Source organism: Clostridium punense (genome assembly GCF_017874425.1).
Classification (GTDB): Bacteria; Bacillota; Clostridia; order Clostridiales; family Clostridiaceae; genus Clostridium_J; species Clostridium_J punense.
On record NZ_JAGGLL010000027.1, the window covers coordinates 1 to 20,742 of the forward strand.

Here is a 20,742-nt window from a genome sequence, read left to right on the forward strand (position 1 = left end):
ATCGTCTAGGAGACAAGTATTTTTTTGATAGCAGGCTACGCCTAAGAGCTGGAGGCAAAAGAGAGAGCGTGCCGAGGCACGCCTTTTTTATTTTATTTGGAATTATACTATTACATTGATTTTAGAAAAAGGAAACATGCTAAATGGTTTATTGGATTTATTAAGAAATAGCTTACAAATAAAAATGGATAAAAAGTAATACATTGACAATTGCACACTTATCACTTACAGTTAGATTAGATGGAATTTTGAATTGAGTTTCAAATATTATCTAAATAGACATTCTTTATTTATACACCAATTATTGAGGGGATTGAAAGTATAAATGTGTTAAATTCTTATTATTAGCTAGGGGTGAGAAGCTATTGAAGGAAAATGATTTTTTAAAGAAAGTTATGGTAATTTCAAAAAATATAATGGAAAATGATAAAAAGTTTCATGATTTTGTTCATGTAAAAAATGTATATTTTAATATAGTAACATTATTAAAATATGAAGAGGGCGATAAAGCCGCATTATTGACGGCTGCACTTTTACATGACATAAAAAGAGAGTGCAAAGAACATGGAACAAAAGGGTCATTATATGCAAAAGAAATATTGGAAAGCATTGAAGGAATTTCTAAAGAGTTTAGTGATAAGGTATGTGGAATAATCTATTCCCATGATAAGAGAGGATTTCAAGATACACATGAGAAGAAAATCTTTTATGATGCTGACAAAATGGATGCTTTTGGTGAATTAGGGTTAATTAGATCTTTCATGATGTATGCCCTAGAGAATATAACAATTAAAGAGTCATGCAGTAGGTATATAGAATATATAGACTCAACATATAATAATTTATTTTTTCATATATCTAGGGAATTAGTTTATGATGATTATCTAAAAAATAAAAATAGAGCTTTAAAAATGCTAATGAACTACAATAAAATTGATTTAATTTATGAATAATTAGGGGGAGAAAAACATGGGATGGTCAGTTTTTCAATATGAAAATAACTTTATTTCAACTACAAGAGAGGAAGCAAATGGTATTCCATTTTTAAAATTTAGACCGAAGGGATATGAAGGAGCGCTGCCAACAGTGATATTTTATCATGGGTGGCATTCAAGTAAAGAATTTATAAGATTTAATGCGATGACAATTGCAACTTTTGGATATCAGATTATTGTTCCAGATGCTTTGCATCATGGCGAAAGGGATGTCATAGATTATGATAATCCAGGAACTATTGAAAAATATTTGTGGAAAATAATACTTCAAAGTATTAGGGAGTCTAGGCAGTTTATAGATACAATTGTAAATCACCACGAAGCAGATGCTACAAGACTTGGGATTATGGGAAGTTCCATGGGTGCCATTACTGCAGGCGGAATTCTTGTTGAAAATCCAGATGTGAAATGCCTTATTGGGCTTAATGGAACCTTCGCTTGGCAGGAAGCTATTAAAAGAAAGTATATGCCAGAACCCAGTGAGGTGGACAAGGAACTTATAAGATGTTATGATCCATTAAATAATAGGGATAAAATAAAAGAAAAAGCTATTTTAATATTGCATGGAGTAGGGGATACTTCAGTGCCAATTGAAACCCAAAGATTATTTTATAATGAAGTTAGGCCACTATATATAAAAAAGCCAAGCAATATTCAATTAATTGAGGTTTCAAATATAAATCATAAGATAACCATGGGAATGATGGAAGATGCAGTTACATGGCTTAAAGAACATCTTTAAGAATTCTCCTTTTGGTAGACACAAATATAATAAGTATAAGGATGGTAAAGGATGGAGATAATTTTTGAGCCCGAAGCTGGTAAGATTTATAGTATATTTACTAGTCTTTTTCTAGGATGGAATGTAAATATTCTTGAAAATCAACTAGAAATGTTTGGAGTAGATTTTAGGGAAGAGTTAAAAGAGGAATATTACTATATAAAAATGCTACAAAATAGTAAAAAAGAGCAAATGGATTTCTTTTTTAATAGTGAATCTGAGATTTTTAGGTTTTTTATAATTTTCGAAGAAATATGGGAATGTAAATCTATAGATAGATATGTTAACTTGATTGAAAATATGAGTAACTACTCTCTAAGAATAATGTTGGTGAAAACATTAATAGACAATAAATTGAAAAATGATGATAAGCATATTGAGGTTATTGCTAGTAGTGAAGAGAATATTTTAGATTTTATCAAAAAATTAGATATTAGTAAGTCATCAAAATGGGACCTTTACTGCTTTTTAGATGGTATTGAAAAATATAAAGGTGAATTTATTAACTTAATAAAAGATTATGTTCCCACATTCAACAAACTATTTAATAAACAAAAAGCGGTTATTAACAAAGTTAACAACACAATGATTAATGGAATTAATTCTAATGGAATTGATTTTGTCAAGGAATATACGAACAATTTTATCAGTTTAAATGGCTTTAAAAGAATATATATAACCAATTCTTATTTTGACAGTTATTTAATCTATTTTACTTTAAGAAACAATACTGAAGATTGCTATCTTGTGATAGGTCCATATTATAAAGAAGTGGTGAAGCAAAATGATTATATGGAAACATACTTAAAAATACTGAAAAATTTGTCTGAAAAAACCAGGTTCGGGATTATGAAGTATATTTTAGGGGAGGAAAGATATGGACAAGAAATAGCAGATAAATTTAATATATCAAATGCAAGCGTATCGTATCACATGAACAATTTGCTCATCTTAAATTTAGTGAAAATATCTAAAAAAGACAATAAGGTGTTTTACAAGTTTAATAAGGAAAAAATATTAGAAACCATAAAGTTTCTAGAAAAAGAATTAGAGTTATAAATGGTTTGAAAAATCTAAAGAATTACAATTCTTTCTTATCAGTGTTGGAAGCAATGCATTTATCAATAGAAAGCTTTAAATCATGAACAAGTTCACTTTGTTTAACGACTTTGGAAGGAGATTTAACTCTCACTAAAGATTAAGTTTTAGTAGAAACCTTCTACCCAAAGATGATGGAAAAGTTACCCTTTGAAAATGTCAGTAAACTGATGTAAACACTTATAAAAGAATCATGAAAATTTATAGATATGAAAAAAGGTGAAGGATAGACTATTTTAAGCTATCCTTCTACTTTATGCCAAAATTTAAAGAATATGAAGAATACAACAAGAAATGAATATTAATATTAGAGTTCGAGTTGGAGGATACCAAGTTACTTTGCAATAAAATAGATGGAATAGTCTTAAAAGTTAACAAATTGAAAATTGTCATTCATCACAGGTCATTTATGATTGATATCTTGCATAGTATATTATATAATAAAAGTATCACCAGTGGTAAAATATGACATAATCAACTTCAACCTATTTTAATAATTCTATGCTAAAGATGGACTTGGATATTACATAGCAAGAATTATATAAAAAAATTTAATAAATTAGGCATCTGAGAATAAATAAAAAGTCAAAGATGTGAAGGATATTTTGAGGTCACAAGCAAGCTTGTGCCGACAAGGAAACAGGTTCTAAAGATAGTGGAGCTATCTTGGGGTTCTGTTGACGCAGTATAACACAAAATAGACGAAGATACTGACTTATTTATTTTTTGAAGATGACTTATAGGGGGTAACAGTATTATGAAAGAAAATTTGAATCCATTTGAAAATGCTCAAAAAATGCTTAAGGAGGCTTGTGACAAACTAGGTTCTGAACCTGCAGTTTACGAAATCTTAAGTGAACCTTTAAGGGTAATTGAAGTGTCAATTCCAGTGAAAATGGATGATGGAAGTATTAAAGTTTTTAAAGGGTTTCGTTCACAGCATAATGATGCAGTTGGTCCAACAAAGGGTGGAATTAGGTTTGACAAGGATGTTACAAGAGATGAAGTAAAAGCTTTATCACTTTGGATGACTTTTAAGTGTGGTGTTACAGGAATACCTTATGGAGGTGGAAAGGGAGGAATTATAGTTGATCCTTCAACACTTTCCAAAGGAGAACTTGAACGATTGAGCAGAGGATATATTGATGGAATATATAAGTTAATTGGTGAGAAGGTTGATGTTCCAGCTCCAGATGTAAATACAAATGGACAAATAATGGCTTGGATGGTTGATGAATATAATAAACTTGTAGGTCATAGTGCTCTTGGAACATTAACAGGAAAGCCTGTAGAGTTTGGAGGTTCAAAAGGAAGAACAGCGGCTACAGGATTCGGGGTAGCAGTTACAATAAGAGAAGCATTAAATAAGCTAAATATTAATATAAATAGTGCTACAGTTGCTATTCAGGCATTTGGAAATGTTGGAAGTCATACAGCTACAATTATTGAAAAAATGGGAGCAAAAGTAGTTTCGATACTAGAATATGACAGAGTAGAAAAGAGAACCTATGGAATTTATAATGAAAATGGATTAGCTACTAAGGAATTAGCTGCATATTATGAAAAGAATCATACACTACTTGGTTTTCCAAATTCTAAAGAAATAAGTGCAGATGAGTTCTGGGCTTTAGCTGTGGATGTTCTAGTACCTGCAGCAAGAGAAAACCAAATTACTTTAGATAATGTAGATACAATAAAGGCAAAAATAATAGCTGAAGCTGCCAATGGACCGATTACTCCAGATGCTGACAAAATACTAAACGGTAAGGAGATATTAGTAATACCAGATATTTTAGCCAATGCTGGTGGTGTAACCGTTTCCTATTTTGAATGGGTTCAAAACCTTTATGGATATTATTGGAGTGAAGAAGAAGTTGAAGAGAAAGAAGAAAAAGCAATGATAAATGCCTTCAATGATATATGGAAGATAAAAGAAGAATATATGGTTTCTATGAGAAATGCTGCTTATATGCACTCAATAAAACGAGTAGCAACAACTATGAAGCTTAGAGGTTGGTACTAATAAAATAGTTATAAAGTAGTTATGTGACTTCTAAATTTAAAATGGATAGGAGTAAACAAAATGAATAATGAGAGCATTAAAGATTACAATGATAACTCATATTGCTTTGTATTTTCCAAAAGAGAAATTCTTCTTAAAAAGTATGAAGAAGAACCTAAATTTCTATCCCTAAATGAAGTTAAAAAGCTTGGAATTAGTAATACGGAAATCATATATGTAGGTACTGAAGAAGAGGCTGAGTATTATGCTGCAAGTTTGAATTCCAATGACAATATTGATGAGTATTATCTAAAAGATATAGGACAATTAAATGGAGAAGTTAATGAAAATATATTTTTACTTGCATTAAGGGGTTTACACTGCATAAATTGGTTAAAGAAAACTAAATACTGCAGCTGCTGTGGTGAAAAAGTGAAATTAGAGGTAAAGAAACCTTATATAGAGTGCTTACATTGTGGACATGAAATGCATCCCTTTGTAAATCCATGTATATTAGTTGCGGTTTTAAAGGAGGATAAAATTCTTTTAGCACGTTCGCCACACTTTCCTCCTAACCTATTTAGTCTTATAGCTGGCTTTGTTGAAGCAGGAGAGCATATTGAGAATGCAGTTAGAAGAGAAGTTAGGGAAGAGGTTGGAATTGAAATAAAGAATATTAAATATTTTGGCAGTCATCCATGGCCTTTTTCTAATTCACTTATGTTTGGTTTCATTGCTGAGCATTCTTCTGGAGAAATAAAAATAGATAATTATGAAATAGAAGCAGCTGATTGGTATTCATTAGATGATTTACCCCATATACCGGATTATAACTTCAGCTTCGCAAAGATCATAATTGACCATGTGCTAGAACTAAGACAAAAGTCACAATTGTAAACTGAATAAACACAGTAAAAGTTTAGGCAAGGGTGTAGCTTTTTATAAATAATAATACAAGGAAAAACTCTTATTCATCAATAGGATAAGAGTTTTTCATTTCTAGTTAAATGAAAATATCTAATATAAACCACCCACACATTTTTCTTTATGAAATAGAAAGACTTAAAAAAGTAAAGTAATGGTATTAGTTTATATGGTATAATCTTGAACATAGCAGTGAATTAAGTACTGCAATATTACTCTTAAGGAGAGAATCATATGAAAGTATCACGAGAATGTATTCACTGTCTTGCTAGACAAGCTGTTGAAATAGCTGAAGAAGCTACAAGTAATCTAGCAGTTCAGGAAGCAATAATAAAAAAGTCCTTGAAAGAATTAGGCGAAATGGACTTTAATGAAACTGCACCTGAAATAGCTTTTAGGATGCACCAACATGCGAAAAATATTACTGGTATAAATGATCCATATAAAAAACTGAAAAAGCAGTACAATGAAATTGCTAAAGAAATTTATGATAGAATTAATGAAGAAAAGTGGCTAAATAATGCGGAAGATTCTTTTGATATGGCTTGTAGACTAGCTATTGCTGGGAATATCATAGATTTTTCCGTTGGATTAAAGCTCAAACCATCAGATATACTTAAATCCGTTGAGGATAGCATTAATCATGACATTTTTGGGACAGGAACAGATGCTCTTAGAGAAGCTATAAAAAAATCAAAAAAGATTATGTATATTGCTGATAATTCAGGCGAGATTATATTTGATAAATTTTTACTAAAAAAGCTTCCTTTGGATAAGGTTACATATGTAGTGAAAGGTGGACCTATAGGTAATGATGCAACTATGGAAGATGCAATAAGTACTGGGGTTGTGGACTTAGTAAAAGTAATTGATAATGGACATTCAGCTCAAGGAACTATATTAAAGGATTGCTCAAGTGAATTTATTAATGAATTTAATGAGGCAGACCTTATTATAAGTAAAGGGCAAGCAAATTTTGAAACTTTGAGTGATATTGGGGATAAAAATATATTCTATTTGCTTAGAGCTAAATGCTCTTCAGTGGCAACTTCCATCGGCTGCAAGCATATGGATTATGTCCTTACTAATTATAATTGTAAGTAGTATTATAGATTTTTGTATTAAAATAACCATGGGTAATCATATCCATGGTTATTTTAATTTAGAAATTAATCTTTATACAGCATGAAAGTGTCATTGAATGAAGATATTGGTGATAAATTAAGTGAAAATTGCATTTGGTAATATACTTATAAATACTACGAAGGAAAGTGTAAGAGTAGTGGCTATAAATTTTTCAGCTGTATTGGTGGAATTATAACGCCATAGCCTATAGTGGTAGCAGTTATAATATTCAATAAAAGAACAAAGTTGAGAGAAGTAGGGTTATTACTAGGATAAAATAGAGATTGGAAAATACAAATCACATTCACAGTATTGTTTATTACATTTTGCATAATTTATATACTCAAATCTAAATTTCTCTCTTAAATCAAAATCAATTGTTGGCATCCAAGTATTAAATACATAATTAAAGATGTGGGATAATTTATTTGAGTTTATTTCTTCAGGACGGTGAAGTCCCATATAAGTAAAAACACCATATTTGTGTGGGACTACATTCTTAACCTTCATGTCATCTGGTACAATACTATTTTCATTTATTTGAATAGATGGCTGGTAGAGAGTGTGGGTAAGTATTTTATTTTGTATTGAGGTAAAACCAATATACACATCTTTTTCTATGGGGTTAAATACCCTTAGTCTATGATTATAGAAAAAATCCAAGCCGTATTTATTAGCTATTTCATTCTTTAAGTTTTCCTCAACACTAACCTCATATTCAAGCCCTGCAATTGAAAAGCCAGGAGATACTACAATAGAACGGAAAAAAACAAGCCCATCTCCACAACAATTCATAAAATCGGCATTGAATTTATCTAAAATTTTCAAAGGAAAGGGGTTCTTGCGCCATTTTGCGGGAGTAGTATTAAACTCTTCTTTGAAAACTCTGTTATAGGTCCTTTCGCAGCCAAAAGAGTACTTTGAAGAAATAAATTCGATACTATTTTGATAATGCAACAAATCACTTAAAGATAATGCGATTCTTCTTCTTCTGACATATTCCATCAACCCTGTGGAAGTAGCACCTTTCCAAATTCTAAGTAAATGAAATTTTGATATATTTACATTTTCTGATATGTTATCAAGGTTTAGAGGTTCTAAAATATTTAGCTCTATATATTCAGTTGTGTTTTTAATTATTTCTAATAAATAGTTATCCATATTTCTACACCCCAGCAATTTTTGTCCTGTATTGATAAAAGTATACAAGTATAATTATATCATAAGCAAAAGAACGAGAACAATTACTCCTTTATTAATGGAAAGAAAGGATTTGAGAATATGGAAGAATTATTGCAGAAAGATTTAAAAGAGCGTTATGATGCAGCTGTAGAGAGCTTTGTTAGTAAAGTTAAGAAGGATCCTAATGTTATAGCGGTTATTGTATGTGGCAGTGTAGCCTATGATGTTGTATGGGAAAATAGCGATATAGATATGACAGTGGTTCTTCGGGATCAAACTCTTAATAATACCTCTTATTGCATTGTGGAAGACGGCATAACTATTAATGTTGATCTTGTACTAAGAAGCGGTTTTGTAAGATGGATGGGAAAAAGCATTGGAGGTTCCTTTTCTCAATCATACCTAGCCAAAGGCAAAATTATTTATACCACAGATGATAGTTTATATGAATGTTTTGAGGATATGAAAAAAATAGGAAGCGATGACATTGCCTTAACAGTATTTTATAATGCTTGTGAACTTGTGAGTATATATGATAAGTGCCAAAAATGGCTATATGCAAGGAAAGATCCCCTTTATGCGCAGTACTATCTGTTAAAGGCAGCGGAAGTTATAGCTAGGATAGAACTTTGTATAAATGGAGAACCCATTTCCCGTGAATCCATTCAGAAGGCGCTTAAGCTAAATCCAGAGGTAATTACACCCTTCTACCAAGAGCCAATGTCTCATCACTTTAGTGAAGAAGAAGTTTCAAGGACTATAAAAGCTCTTGATGAGTACCTAGAAAATCGTCTTGATATTATTACAAAGCCAGTAATTGATTTTATGGCGGATGAACAAATAAAAACTAGCACGCTTATTTCTAAACACTTTCATATGGAGGGACATTTTATTGTTTCTATATTTGAATATCTAGCTGAGAAAGGCGTTATTGAAAAGGTATCACAAACAATTCGAATAACCCCTAAAGGTAAGATGTCTGTGGAAGAACTAGGCTTTTTATATATTCCATAAGTAGATTTTAATTACTATGATTAAGTGGCAACAACAGTATTAAAACTTCAAGTCAGAGATTTCTTATAAGTACTAGGTGATTAACTTAAGTAAATTTCATTGATAGAAGTGCAAATTTGAATTTGATGTTGTTAAGCAAAACCAGCTTATTCATTATTTTAAGAGGGGAGAGAATTATATGTCTATTAGAACAAATATTGAAATTTCAGGAGCTAAGCAAAATAACCTGAAGAATATATCTGTTGAGATTCCTAGGGATAAACTTACTGTTATTACTGGTGTATCTGGTTCAGGAAAATCCTCCTTAGCCTTTGATGTTATTTACGGAGAAGGGCAGAGAAGGTTTCTAGACTCCATATCAACCTTTGCTAAGAGTCGTATTAGCCAGTTAAAAAAAGCTAATGTAGATTATGTTAGAGGTTTATCTCCTGTTATAGCTATTGAACAGAAGAAAGGGAACAACAACCCTAGATCAACTGTAGGCACTGTTACAGACATCAATGATTATATGAGACTTTTATTTTCAACTGCAGGAATTGGAAAGTGCCCAGAATGTGGAGAACCGCTTAAACAATTGTCTGCAGCCCAAATTGCTGAAAGAATTACCACATTACCTGAAGGAGCAGTTGTAGAATTACGAGCACCGGTATATAAGATGTTTGGAGAAGACTATGAATATACCTTTCATATATTAAGAGAAAAAGGATATAAGAATTTACTGGTTGATGGAAAGCCTTTTTCTTTAGCAGAAAAAGAAGAGCTAGATGAGAGTAAGGATTATAAAATTGAACTAATAATTGACAAGTTTACTTTAAAGAAGGATACCTATATTCAGCTTACAAAATCTATTGAAGCAGCTATGGTTTCTTTAGATGAAGATATTATGATAAAAGTAGAGGTTATTGGGGGAGTAGACCCTTACTTTTATGCTAACTTTGGATGCAAAGAGCATCATTATTTTCTTTGTGAAATGCAACCCTTTCATTTCTCTTTTAATTCTCCTGCAAGTTCCTGCCATACTTGCTTAGGGGTAGGAATGTCCTATGTTGTAGAGCCACGATTTTTAATTGTGGCACCAGAAAAAAGTATAATGAAGGGGGCTCTAAAAAATTCAGTGTTTAATCCCTCTGGTAAGGATAGCTACAAGACTGTAATAATGTATAGCTTATCTCAGAAATATGACTTTAGTCTTGATACTCCTTTTAGAGACCTTCCAAAACACATTCATGAACTATTGTTTTATGGAACAAAGGGAGAGGCTGTAGAAATGCTGCAACCCCCATTTTCTCAGAAAAAGAATTGGTTAATTGGTAAGGCAAGGCCTTTTAAGGGATTCGTACATGAGTTAGAAAGCTGGTACAGATATTACATAAGAAAAACCTCTACAACAGAAACCTTCGAACCAACCTTTATAAAAGATTGTATGATAGAAAAGATATGTCCTGAATGTCACGGTGCTAGATTAAAAACTCAAAGACTTCAGATTACCGTTGGTGGAAAAAATATAGATCAGCTAAGTAGAATGCAGTTGCCAGAGCTATTAGATTTTTTAAATACTTTAACCTTTCATGAAGATATTAGAGAAGTAGCTAACACTATTGTTCGTGAAATAAATTCCAGATTAAAATTGTTAGTGGACATTGGCCTTCATTATATAAATCTTGGAAGGAGGAGTGATAGTATTTCTGGTGGTGAGATGCAGAGAATTAAAATGTCAACACAAATTAGCAGTGAACTTATGGGAATGCTATATGTAATGGATGAGCCAAGCATCGGACTTCATCCACGAGATTCTATGAAGGTTATAGATACAATGAAGAAACTTAGGGATATAGGAAACACTGTCATTGTTGTAGAGCATGATGTGGATACAATAAAGAGTGCAGACCATATCATTGAAATTGGCCCCGGACCTGGGGTTCATGGGGGGAATATAGTTGCAGCTGGTACTCTTGAAGATATAATTAGTGAACCTCAATCAGTAACAGGAAGATATCTATCTGGTAAAGCTGAAATAGCTGTACCCAAGAGGAGAAGAATGCTTGGAGATGATTTTTTATCTATACAAGGTGCAAGAGAAAATAACTTAAAAAATGTGGATATTGATATACCACTGGGAGTGTTTATCTGTGTAACCGGCGTATCAGGCTCAGGTAAGAGTTCATTGATTAACGAGATACTATATAAGCAGCTTAAGGTTAATAAAACAGGTGCAAGAATTGTTTCTGGAGACCATGATTTTGTTTTTGGAGCTGAGCTTTTAAACAATGTAATAAATATTGATCAAAGTCCTATTGGTAGAAACAGTAAGTCTAATCCAGCTACTTATATAGGTCTCTATGATAAGATACGTAAGATTTTTGCTCAGCAGCCTGAGGCTATTGCAAGGGGGTATAAAGAGATAGACTTTAGTTTAACCCATGCTAATGGAACAAGATGTGAGCATTGTGCTGGAGATGGAATTATTGTGACAAATCTTCAGTTCATGGCAGATATTGAAACTATTTGTCCTGTGTGTAAGGGAATGCGTTTTTCAGATGAAGGTCTTGAAATTAAATATAAGGAAAAAACCATTGCTGATGTACTAGAAATGACAGTTGAAGAGGCTCTTAGCTTCTTTAGTGATAATAGATATTTAAAGCATAAACTAGAAATTGTAAATGAACTTGGGCTTGGATATATGAGACTTGGACAAAGCTCAACAACACTTTCTGGTGGAGAAGCTCAAAGAGTTAAGCTTGCTTACGAGCTTTCAAAAATAAAGCGAGGGTCTCAGAACCTATATATACTAGATGAGCCAACTACAGGACTTCATCTTTCAGATATTCAAAAGCTAATAGATTGCTTAGGAAGACTTGTTGATCAGGGACATACAGTGCTTGTAATTGAGCATCATTTGGACGTGATAAAATCAGCGGACTATATCATTGACATGGGACCTGAAGGAGGTAGTGGTGGAGGATATGTTGTTGCGGAGGGAACTCCAGAGCAAGTGTCAAAGGTGAAGGGCTCTTATACAGGGGAATTTCTAAAGAGTGTACTTTAACAACATTTTGGAAGCTTCATGTCTGCCAGCTTATACAAGTGGAGATTGCTCAGTCTAGACAAATAACTTTGGAGGCAATTTAAATATGCTTTCAAAGTTGCTAGACCTAAATAGCTTGCTACTACTATAATGTAAGTATATTTCAATTATAGGTATTTAATTAACTAAATCTAATTTAGTGTAAAAAGTGCTACAGGAGGATATTATGGAGATTATAAGTGTAACAGAAAAAAATATTGATAAGGAACATATATGCTGCGTAGTCTCTGATAAAAAAGGGGAAAATTGTGTTGCTTCTAAGAAAGCTTGGATGAAAGAACAGTTAAAGAGTGGGTTAGTTTTCAAGAAGCTAGATGTAAGAGGCAAAGTTTTTATCGAATATATACCAGCGGAAAATGCTTGGTACCCTTTTGAAGCAGAAGGCTATATGGTTATTAATTGCTTTTGGGTATCTGGGCAATATAAAGGAAAAGGAATTTCAAATTTACTATTAGATGAGTGCATAAAAGATAGCAAAGAAAAAGGCAAAAAGGGCATAGTTGTATTATCATCAAAAAATAAAATGCCATTTCTAAGTGAAGGGAAATACTTAAAATATAAGGGCTTTAAAGTGGCAGATACTGCCAATCCTTATTATGAGCTTTTATACTTTCCATTTAATGAGGGTGAGGTTATACCTAAATTTAAGGACTGTGCTAAAGAAGGTAAAATAGAAGAAAAAGAGTTAACTTTATACTATACTAATCAATGCCCCTACACAGAGAAATATGTGAGTAAAATAAAAGAAATATCAGAAAACAGAGGATTAGAGTTAAAGGTGGAAAAGTATACAAGCAAAGAACAAGCGCAAAATGCTCCATCACCGTTTACAACTTACAGTTTGTTCTTTAATGGCAATTTTGTAACCAATGAAATTCTCACTGAAAAGAAGTTTACTAAATTTCTTGAGGAAAATAATTTGTAGTTTAAAGATTTATATAACAATAAAACCCTGAACATTTAAGTTCAGGGTTTTTAAAGTTCAACTGTTAATGTATTTTGTTTCTCCATAAAATTTATAATATCAGTCACTACGATAATAAGTCCAGTAATAATAGGATAGATCTGAGGCCGAAAGATTGATAAAATACTAGTTCCTAATACTAATGAAATTACTTCGAGATTAATATTTTGTTATGGAAATTGATTTATAATTATAGTTTTTCAATCTCTATTAGTATCAATATGAAGTTCCTGAGAAACTAGAAAAGTAAGGAAGCAACTCCAAAACCTGTAGCCACCTGAATAACACAACAAGCTCTAAAAAAGCTAACAACATGACTCTTCTTTTTCTCAAGGCCATACTGGATATAAAATAAACTCATAAGTACACCAATAAGAAGGCTAAAAATACCAGAAACTAGAAACCCACCTATTATACTTATACCAACAAACATCCATACCCACGAAGGCACACCATTCATTGGTTCGTAAGGTTTCTTAGTTCCTAGGAAAGTACCATTAACTGCTAAATCAGCCTTGTTTCCAAGAACAACTAATTTGCAATCTGTATCATCAAAAGGAATTTCATAATCAATTACATTGATGATTGGATTTGATGATTTTACTTTATGAGTTACTCCATCCACAATAATTTTTCTTACAAAGCCTTGTTTGTACTCAATGATATGAGTTACACCCTCAGCTTGGATTTCCCACTTTCTTGTTTTTCCCATTTTTCTCATCCCCTTAAGTTAATAATTTGCATACATATTATACCATAAAAAGTTGAATTTTGAACTAATTTAAATAAATTAATAAGTTGTAAAGGACAAGTCTTACAGAAAAAACTTCATTAAATTTCTTGATGAAAATAATTTGTAGTTTAAAGATTTATATAATAAAACCCTGAACATTTAAGTTCAGGGTTTTTAAAAGCATAAAAAAAAATTGACTCAAAATAAGGAAAATGATACTATAATATAATAATGATATTATAGTAAACACCTATTCATTTTAAGCATAACATATATAAATGCAAATGTCAATAGGAAATCTTTAAATTTAGGAGGTTAATTTGTGAAAAATTATTTTATGGTTATTCCAAATTCTATAGCAGTTAATCAAATACTTTCTGAAATAGAGCAAATTAACGAAGATACTTTAGAATATGGATTAAAACTTTCTGAGCAAGATGTAAAAGCAATTGTGGAAACAAGAGATCAGTCCTTAAGCTCAACGGGCAGAGTTGAATTCGGAGGAGGAATAATCACAAAGATTATCTCAACTTTTTGTGATTCACCTTATATTTTACAATCAAATTATGTAGAAATAATTAATGAACTCATAGAAAACTTTTATTACTTTAAAAATGAAACTTTGGAAGAAATAAGTGATGATGAGCTAATCGAATTTATGAAGGAGTATTTTGATAATAAATGCCAGGGGGATTTAGATTTACTTAGATATAGGTACTTAGATAAAGTAGCCCATAATGTGAAGTATGGAGTGAAGGATTACTTAAATGTAGATGATTATATGGATGAGGAGGTAGAGGAAGAATGGTAATGAAAAAATATATTATTAACAAAGAGGAAATTATAGAAGGATTAATAAGCAAAGAGCATTATTTTCAATCGCTGTTGCAAGCTTCCTATTCCAATGGATTGTTAAATATAAGTGATATTCAAAAGATTCAACTTCAATTATTAAGTGTTATGACGGAAATTGTTGGTTACTTTACAAAAGGCGCAAGTTCTTCTGTTAGAGAGGAAGTAGCAGAGCAACTTATTTTATCTATTTATTACACCTTAGGGCTATCTTTAAAACATCAAAAAACAATAAAAGAAAGTATAGATTTAATTAAGGAAAAAGATATGAAATTGTTGTTTGCTGAAGGAGAGAAAATACTACAAGAAAAAGTGGATAAATGCAAGGGATTACTTGAAATCATAAATAGAACTAAATTAAACACTGAAAACTATGCTTATATTGACACCATTGATTATGGAGTACAACTATTCTTTGAAAAGTACGATAGAAGGTTTGCAAGTCATGAAACTCCAGGTTCTATAGATTACCCTCTAGCTATTGAGGAAATACATTTAGTAGGAATTGAATATATAGAAGATTATTTAAATAAGTTAGTTCTTGAAAATAAATTCTGTGAATACTTTGATGTTTTAGAGATTGAAGCTTTACTAGAAGGCTTTTGCAATAACTCAAAGCATATGTTGATAAATATTTTCAAGCTAGTTCTTACTAACTACTTAGGATGCATTCTAGTTGGAAACAAGGGGAGAGCCTTAGATATAACTAAGTGGAATAGAGAATATTTAAAGAGAACTATAGAAGATTTATCTACAGCAGAACTAGAAAGACTATTTTTTGACGCAGTAGAAAAGCTTTGTCATGAATTTTCTATTAAGGATAAAAAACTCATTGAGTATATACACAAGGTGATAGCTGAAGTCATACCAGAAGTAAGAAAAAATATGGAGAATAATACCTTGGATAGGGTATTTATTACTTTAAGTAAAAAAGATGAAAATTTAATTAAATATGAAGATGGTAAGATGTTAGATAATAATAAGTTTAGAGAGGTAACTGAAGAAATTAGAGTTTGTAGTAGCATAGAAGGTAAAATAAGGCTTATTAGAGAAGAAATTCATAGCCTAGAGGATTTATTAGATGTATTAGGAGCAGATTGTATATTTGAGGATGAATATATAGATATTTTTAAAGCACTAGATGCTTTTGAGAGGGCATTAATTGCAAAAAATATTTATAATGACGAAGAATTTAAGACTGATTATAGGATAGAAAACGAGAAGGAGTGGAATATAAAATTTAAGGAGTATTTTGAGAGTTTAAATGCTATAGAAAGAGAAAATGTAGTAGCTTTAGCTAAGAGTATTGAGTTATAGATTGTGTTCAAATTGTTGTGAACAATCTCTTCTTGTTAATTACCAAAGTAATCATGTTATTACGAAACTGAAAAATCTAAATTAATGTGGTGTATTTTATTCCTATGTTTTATAAGAATGTAGAAATATTAATATAAAAATAATTTTAGGGGGCAAAATTATGGATTGTGTTAAAGTCTCAACTAAGGAAGAATTACGAGAGCTAGAATTTGCTTATGAACTTCATGAATTTCAAATGAATAGATTGGAAAGAATTATCACTTCTTTAAGAGATAGATATGGTGATGAGGTCTTTGAAGTCTATAAAGAAATTAAGGTAAGTTACAATGAACTGCTTAGATGGTATTTAATTCATACATTTGATATAGTAAGTGCAATGAAGACTAGATTTGGTGGGGAAGTACTTAACGTTATTCATGATGCGGAGATTGAAGATGTAGTTCGAGAAGGAAAAAGCTTCGCAAAAAACTGTGGACAAAATACCTTAAATAACATTATTCCATTGTTTGGAGAACACAACTTAGTAAAAGAAGAAAGCTGTGAGAAGGCCTTATTATTTAGACAAGAAAATGGATGCCCAATGAGTAGAATATCCAAAGAGGAAGGCTTAGAAGAAGTAATGTGTAGACTTCATTGTAGTGTAGATCCTTATTTGGTAAAGGGGTTTAACGAAAATATTATATGTGAAGTTAGAAAGTCGCACCTTCTAGGTGATGAGATTTGTGAGTGGTACATTTACGAAAAATAGGTTGCTTAGAATTATAGAACAGGTTTATTAAGTACTGGTGTAGAGATTTGAAAAATAAGTATTAAATAGGTTGGTTGAAGTTATGACCTACAGAATATTTTAGAATTTCACAAAAAATTAACTAAAAATCCCTGTAAATATATTGATATATTGGAAAGAAGACTATATAATATGGGCGAAATGTATAGGTACAATGATATGTGTACCGATACAAAATAGCAATTATACATTTAGGGGGATTAACATGAATACGGTACATTCTAAGGAAAATAAAATTTCAACCCGTTCAATAGTTTTTATAGGACTGTTTGCTGCACTTTGCTATGTAGCTCTTTACTTTAAAATTCCTATTCCATCGCCAGTAGGAAAGCCATTTTTACACATGGGTAATATGTTTGTAATACTGGCAGCATTGCTTTTTAATGGAGTAGTTGGAGGGGCTTCAGGGTCCATAGGTATGGGTTTATTTGATATTATGAATGGTTATGGCTCAAGTGCACCTAAAACTTTTATTCTTAAGTTTGGTATAGGCATATTTACTGGCAAGGTGGCATCAAAGGGAAGAAAAGCTGAAGCTAAATCACCAGTAAAGTGGATTTTTATTGCTTCTATAGTGTTTACATTAATAGGAATACTTTTACTTATAGCTTCTATAACAAATGGAAATCAAATTGCTGTTGCGGGTATTGAAAAGAAGCTGGTTATTAATCCAGTTTTGTATATTTTCTCACTTATACTTGGAATTTCTTTAGGAGGGGCAGCAATATCAGCTAAGAAATACTCTGTTGATGTCCAGTACGCAATAATGGGAGCAGTGTCAGGTATAGTATTTAACTTAGTAGGAGAATTCTTATTTGGAGTATTTAACCTGCTAATTGCAGGTAGTGGTTTTTATCCAGCTGTGTTAACTTCAGCAGTAAGTCTTCCTGCTACGTTAATTAATGGAACCTTCTCAATAGTTGTGGCTGTAATTTTATATGTGCCACTTTCAAGAGTAGTTACGAGATCCAATATAAAAATTGAAGCCTAAAATATAATTTATCCATAAATTGGGCATCTGAAAATAAATGACAAGTCAAAGATGTGAAGGCTATTTTGTGTTCACAAGCAAACTTGTGCTGACAAGGAAACAGGTTCCGCAGGTGGGGTATCAGAGGATTATGTTGACGCAGTATAGCACAAAATAGACGAGCAGACTGACTTATTTATTTTTTGAAGATGCCTTAAAGCTATTCAGCAGAAAACTTTTAATAGGTTTCTGGCTGGATAGCTTTTGTTATATAATTTCAATGTGTACAGATTATGGTATAATATGTATAAGTAATACCATAAAGAAAGCAATGAAGGGGTTAATTATGAAGGAACAAATTAAAATTTTAATAGTTGAAGATGATAACAACATTAACAAACTGGTGGCAATCCTTATGAAAAAAAGTGGGTATGAGGTAGTACAAGCATTTTCTGGAACAGAGGCTATGATATATTTGAAAAGTAATAACTTTCACCTAGTGTTAATGGATTTAATGCTACCTGGAATGTCAGGAGAAGAGTTAATAAAAAATATACGAAAAACTAAGACCATGCCAGTTATAGTGATTTCAGCAAAACTTGATAAACAAGTAAAACTTGAACTCTTTAAGCTAGGAGCCGATGATTATATTACTAAACCCTTTGATATTGAAGAACTATCTGCAAGAATTGAGGCAAATATTAGAAGATATATTGAGTTTAGCAGTCATAATTCAGTAGAGCAGATTTTAACTTATAAAGATGTAACTTTAAATAAAGAAACTAAAGAAGTTAGGGTAAATGATATAGCCTTAAATCTAACAGCAAGGGAATATAATATCCTTGAGCTACTTTTGACACATCCTAAGAAGGTATTTAGCAAGGCAAACATCTTTGAAAGTGTATGGGAAGAGGAATATCTTTGCGATGAAAACACAGTAAATGTTCATATGAGTAATTTAAGAAATAAGCTACAAAAGGCAAATCCAAAGGAAGAATACATAGAGACTATATGGGGTATGGGTTATAAACTTAAAGGATAAACTTAAGATTTTCTTAAGGATTCCTTTAAGTTTTTTTATATTTCACTTTATAGAATAATCTCATAGGAGAAAACAAAGAGATATTATTTTGAAATGAGAAAAGCTTAACTAAAAACTTCTTAACAATAAGGAAAGTTTTCATTCTTAGTTTAAGTTATTCCGTAATGGAAAAAAGAAAAATAAGATTTTGAATTTTGGAGGAGATCATTTATGAGTGAAATTTTAAAGGTTAATAATGTTACTAAGTTTTATGGAAAACAAAGGGTATTAAATGGTGTTGATTTATCAATAAATCAAGGAGAAATTATTGGACTTGTTGGACCAAATGGAGCGGGAAAAACTACCTTAATGAAGATAATCACAGGACTTATTCCTAAATATGAGGGGCAGGTTTTTATAGATAGTAGAAATATAAAGGATAGAAAACACTTAAAAACAAAGGAAATTGGTTGCGTAATTGAAGTACCAGGGTTTTATCCAGAACTCACTGGTTATGAAAATTTACTATTCTTCGCAGAAATATCAGGTTTAAAGGATAAAAGTGAAATTAATGAAATAGTTAAAAGTTTAGGCATTGAAGATTATGTAAATAAAAAAGTAAAAAAATATTCTTTAGGAATGAAGCAAAGACTTGGTGTTGCACAAGCTGTGCTAACCTATCCGCCAGTTTTAATCCTAGATGAACCAACCAATGGATTGGACCCAGCTATAGTTCCACAGCTTAGAAAGTTTATAAAGCATATAGCAAAGGAAAAAAACACTGCAGTTTTAATCTCAAGCCACATTCTTTCAGAAATTGAACTTATGTGTGATAAGGTAGTGTTCATACAAAAGGGAGAAATTATTAAGGTTGAAAACTTGGAGCAGGAAGGAAAGTCCTCATCAAAGGTAGCTTTTGTAACTAGTAAGTTAGATAAGTTAGAACAGTTCTTTAACACTAAAAATATAAGTCACCAAGTTACATCTAAAGAGGAACTTCAAGCAGAAGTTGATATCAAAGAGTTAGAAGATTTAATTTTAAGTATTAGTAAGGCTGATATACCACTTAGAAGTGTGCATGAGGTAAAAGAGTCCTTAGAAGAGAAATACTTAAAAACTATGGGGGAATAGGAAAATGGATAAGTTAGCAAAGATATCTTATTTAAATGTAAAAAATATAGTAAGGTCTAAGGAAATGTTAATAGGAATTATTGCAGCCTATGGTTATTCAATGCTCTGGATTCTTTTTGTCCATCCACCCAAATATGGACTTAATGAATATGGATTTGAATTTTCAAGATTTTTATATGTGATAATATTATATGCATCAGTGTCTATCTTAAGAAATGATATAAGATGGAATACAACAAAAACTATTTTTACAGGGATATATAGCAGAGTAGAAATAATGGTTTCAAAAGCAATATCTTTAATTCTACTAGGTGGTGTTTTTTATATACTTGCAGAAATAAATAATGTTTTAGCTACAATGGTTTTATTTAATAAAATTGGGTTTTCTAGTTTTTTAACCTTTAATCATCTACAATTATTTATTTCTTATATTTCTATAACTCTTGCCATGGGAAGCCTTATGCTTTTAATAGTTTCCCTAAAGTTCAATGATAAAAAATCTATATTATTTTATATTTTATTTTTAAGCATGGTGAACTTTTACACCGCTGCCATTGTAGTTTTAACAACTACCAAGCCAGAACTTGTAGAAACTTTTTCTTCATACATGAAAACACCATTTTATAATGTGGTGGCTATGTCTCAGGGGATAATTACCCTAGAAAGTGTAGTAATAAATTTCTTGTGGTCAGTAGGTTTTCTTGTAATATCTTTCTTCGTAATTAGTAAAAGAGAAATTAAATAATCAGGGGGTGAGAATA

At 31.3% G+C, this 20,742-nt stretch carries 18 protein-coding genes; 16 read left to right on the plus strand and 2 right to left on the minus strand.

The genetic code is table 11. From position 1 onward, the window contains the following. Positions 1-365: 365 nt before the first annotated feature. The 6 genes from J2Z44_RS15445 (at position 366) to J2Z44_RS15470 (ending at position 6,904) form a co-directional block, all read left to right on the plus strand. Complete coding sequence (locus J2Z44_RS15445; RefSeq protein WP_021281095.1) at positions 366-953, plus strand: HD domain-containing protein; 588 nt, start codon at positions 366-368, stop codon at positions 951-953. 16 nt (positions 954-969) lie between these two features. Next, positions 970-1,737 carry a prolyl oligopeptidase family serine peptidase gene (locus tag J2Z44_RS15450; RefSeq protein WP_021281096.1) on the plus strand — a complete coding sequence of 256 codons (768 nt, stop codon included), beginning with the start codon at positions 970-972 and terminating at the stop codon, positions 1,735-1,737. A 51-nt stretch (positions 1,738-1,788) separates the two neighbouring features. After that, positions 1,789-2,835 carry an ArsR/SmtB family transcription factor gene (locus J2Z44_RS15455; RefSeq protein WP_021281097.1) on the plus strand — a complete coding sequence of 349 codons (1,047 nt, stop codon included), beginning with the start codon at positions 1,789-1,791 and terminating at the stop codon, positions 2,833-2,835. 793 nt (positions 2,836-3,628) lie between these two features. Then, on the plus strand, positions 3,629-4,897 hold the full coding sequence (locus J2Z44_RS15460; RefSeq protein WP_035318817.1) for a Glu/Leu/Phe/Val family dehydrogenase: 1,269 nt from the start codon (positions 3,629-3,631) through the stop codon (positions 4,895-4,897). A gap of 60 nt (positions 4,898-4,957) precedes the next feature. Then, the gene (gene nudC / locus J2Z44_RS15465; RefSeq protein WP_021281099.1) at positions 4,958-5,773 is read left to right on the plus strand and encodes an NAD(+) diphosphatase; all 816 of its coding nucleotides are present in this window, start codon (positions 4,958-4,960) and stop codon (positions 5,771-5,773) included. Positions 5,774-6,034: 261 nt separating this feature from the next. Then, positions 6,035-6,904: a damage-control phosphatase ARMT1 family protein gene (locus tag J2Z44_RS15470; RefSeq protein ID WP_021281100.1), complete on the plus strand. Its 870-nt coding sequence runs from the start codon at positions 6,035-6,037 to the stop codon at positions 6,902-6,904. A 288-nt stretch (positions 6,905-7,192) separates the two neighbouring features. On the opposite strand, the gene J2Z44_RS15475 is transcribed toward J2Z44_RS15470, so the two are convergent. Then, the gene (locus tag J2Z44_RS15475; protein WP_021281102.1) at positions 7,193-8,086 is read right to left on the minus strand and encodes a helix-turn-helix domain-containing protein; all 894 of its coding nucleotides are present in this window, start codon (positions 8,084-8,086) and stop codon (positions 7,193-7,195) included. Between the two features lie 120 nt (positions 8,087-8,206). On the opposite strand from J2Z44_RS15475, the gene J2Z44_RS15480 reads away from it, so the two are divergent. The 3 genes from J2Z44_RS15480 to J2Z44_RS15490 all read left to right on the plus strand — a co-directional run bounded on the left by J2Z44_RS15480 (position 8,207) and on the right by J2Z44_RS15490 (position 13,131). Then, complete coding sequence (locus J2Z44_RS15480; RefSeq protein WP_021281103.1) at positions 8,207-9,121, plus strand: nucleotidyltransferase domain-containing protein; 915 nt, start codon at positions 8,207-8,209, stop codon at positions 9,119-9,121. Between the two features lie 178 nt (positions 9,122-9,299). Further along, positions 9,300-12,167 (plus strand): excinuclease ABC subunit UvrA, encoded by a 2,868-nt coding sequence (uvrA, locus tag J2Z44_RS15485; protein WP_021281104.1) that lies wholly within the window; start codon positions 9,300-9,302, stop codon positions 12,165-12,167. Between the two features lie 205 nt (positions 12,168-12,372). Next, complete coding sequence (locus J2Z44_RS15490; protein ID WP_021281105.1) at positions 12,373-13,131, plus strand: N-acetyltransferase; 759 nt, start codon at positions 12,373-12,375, stop codon at positions 13,129-13,131. 277 nt (positions 13,132-13,408) lie between these two features. Here the strand turns inward: J2Z44_RS15490 and J2Z44_RS15495 are convergent, their stop codons facing one another. Then, complete coding sequence (locus J2Z44_RS15495) at positions 13,409-13,882, minus strand: hypothetical protein (protein WP_021281106.1); 474 nt, start codon at positions 13,880-13,882, stop codon at positions 13,409-13,411. A 343-nt stretch (positions 13,883-14,225) separates the two neighbouring features. Between J2Z44_RS15495 and J2Z44_RS15500 the strand changes: the two genes are divergently transcribed. The 7 genes from J2Z44_RS15500 (at position 14,226) to J2Z44_RS15530 (ending at position 20,726) form a co-directional block, all read left to right on the plus strand. Next, a complete protein-coding gene (locus J2Z44_RS15500; RefSeq protein WP_021281107.1) occupies positions 14,226-14,714 on the plus strand; it encodes a DUF6323 family protein in 489 nt (162 codons plus the stop codon). Further along, entirely contained in the window at positions 14,714-16,072 is a 1,359-nt protein-coding gene (locus J2Z44_RS15505) for a DUF6179 domain-containing protein (protein WP_031270859.1), read from the plus strand. Before J2Z44_RS15500 ends, J2Z44_RS15505 begins: the two co-directional genes overlap by 1 nt. Positions 16,073-16,232: 160 nt before the next feature. Further along, on the plus strand, positions 16,233-16,820 hold the full coding sequence (locus J2Z44_RS15510) for an L-2-amino-thiazoline-4-carboxylic acid hydrolase (protein WP_021281109.1): 588 nt from the start codon (positions 16,233-16,235) through the stop codon (positions 16,818-16,820). 244 nt (positions 16,821-17,064) lie between these two features. After that, positions 17,065-17,850 (plus strand): ECF transporter S component, encoded by a 786-nt coding sequence (locus tag J2Z44_RS15515; RefSeq protein ID WP_021281110.1) that lies wholly within the window; start codon positions 17,065-17,067, stop codon positions 17,848-17,850. 325 nt (positions 17,851-18,175) lie between these two features. Continuing rightward, positions 18,176-18,871, plus strand: coding sequence for a response regulator transcription factor (locus J2Z44_RS15520; RefSeq protein WP_021281111.1), 696 nt, complete (start codon positions 18,176-18,178; stop codon positions 18,869-18,871). A 210-nt stretch (positions 18,872-19,081) separates the two neighbouring features. Next, positions 19,082-19,981, plus strand: coding sequence for an ABC transporter ATP-binding protein (locus tag J2Z44_RS15525; protein ID WP_021281112.1), 900 nt, complete (start codon positions 19,082-19,084; stop codon positions 19,979-19,981). Positions 19,982-19,985: 4 nt separating this feature from the next. Beyond that, complete coding sequence (locus J2Z44_RS15530) at positions 19,986-20,726, plus strand: ABC transporter permease (RefSeq protein WP_021281113.1); 741 nt, start codon at positions 19,986-19,988, stop codon at positions 20,724-20,726. Positions 20,727-20,742: the final 16 nt, after the last annotated feature.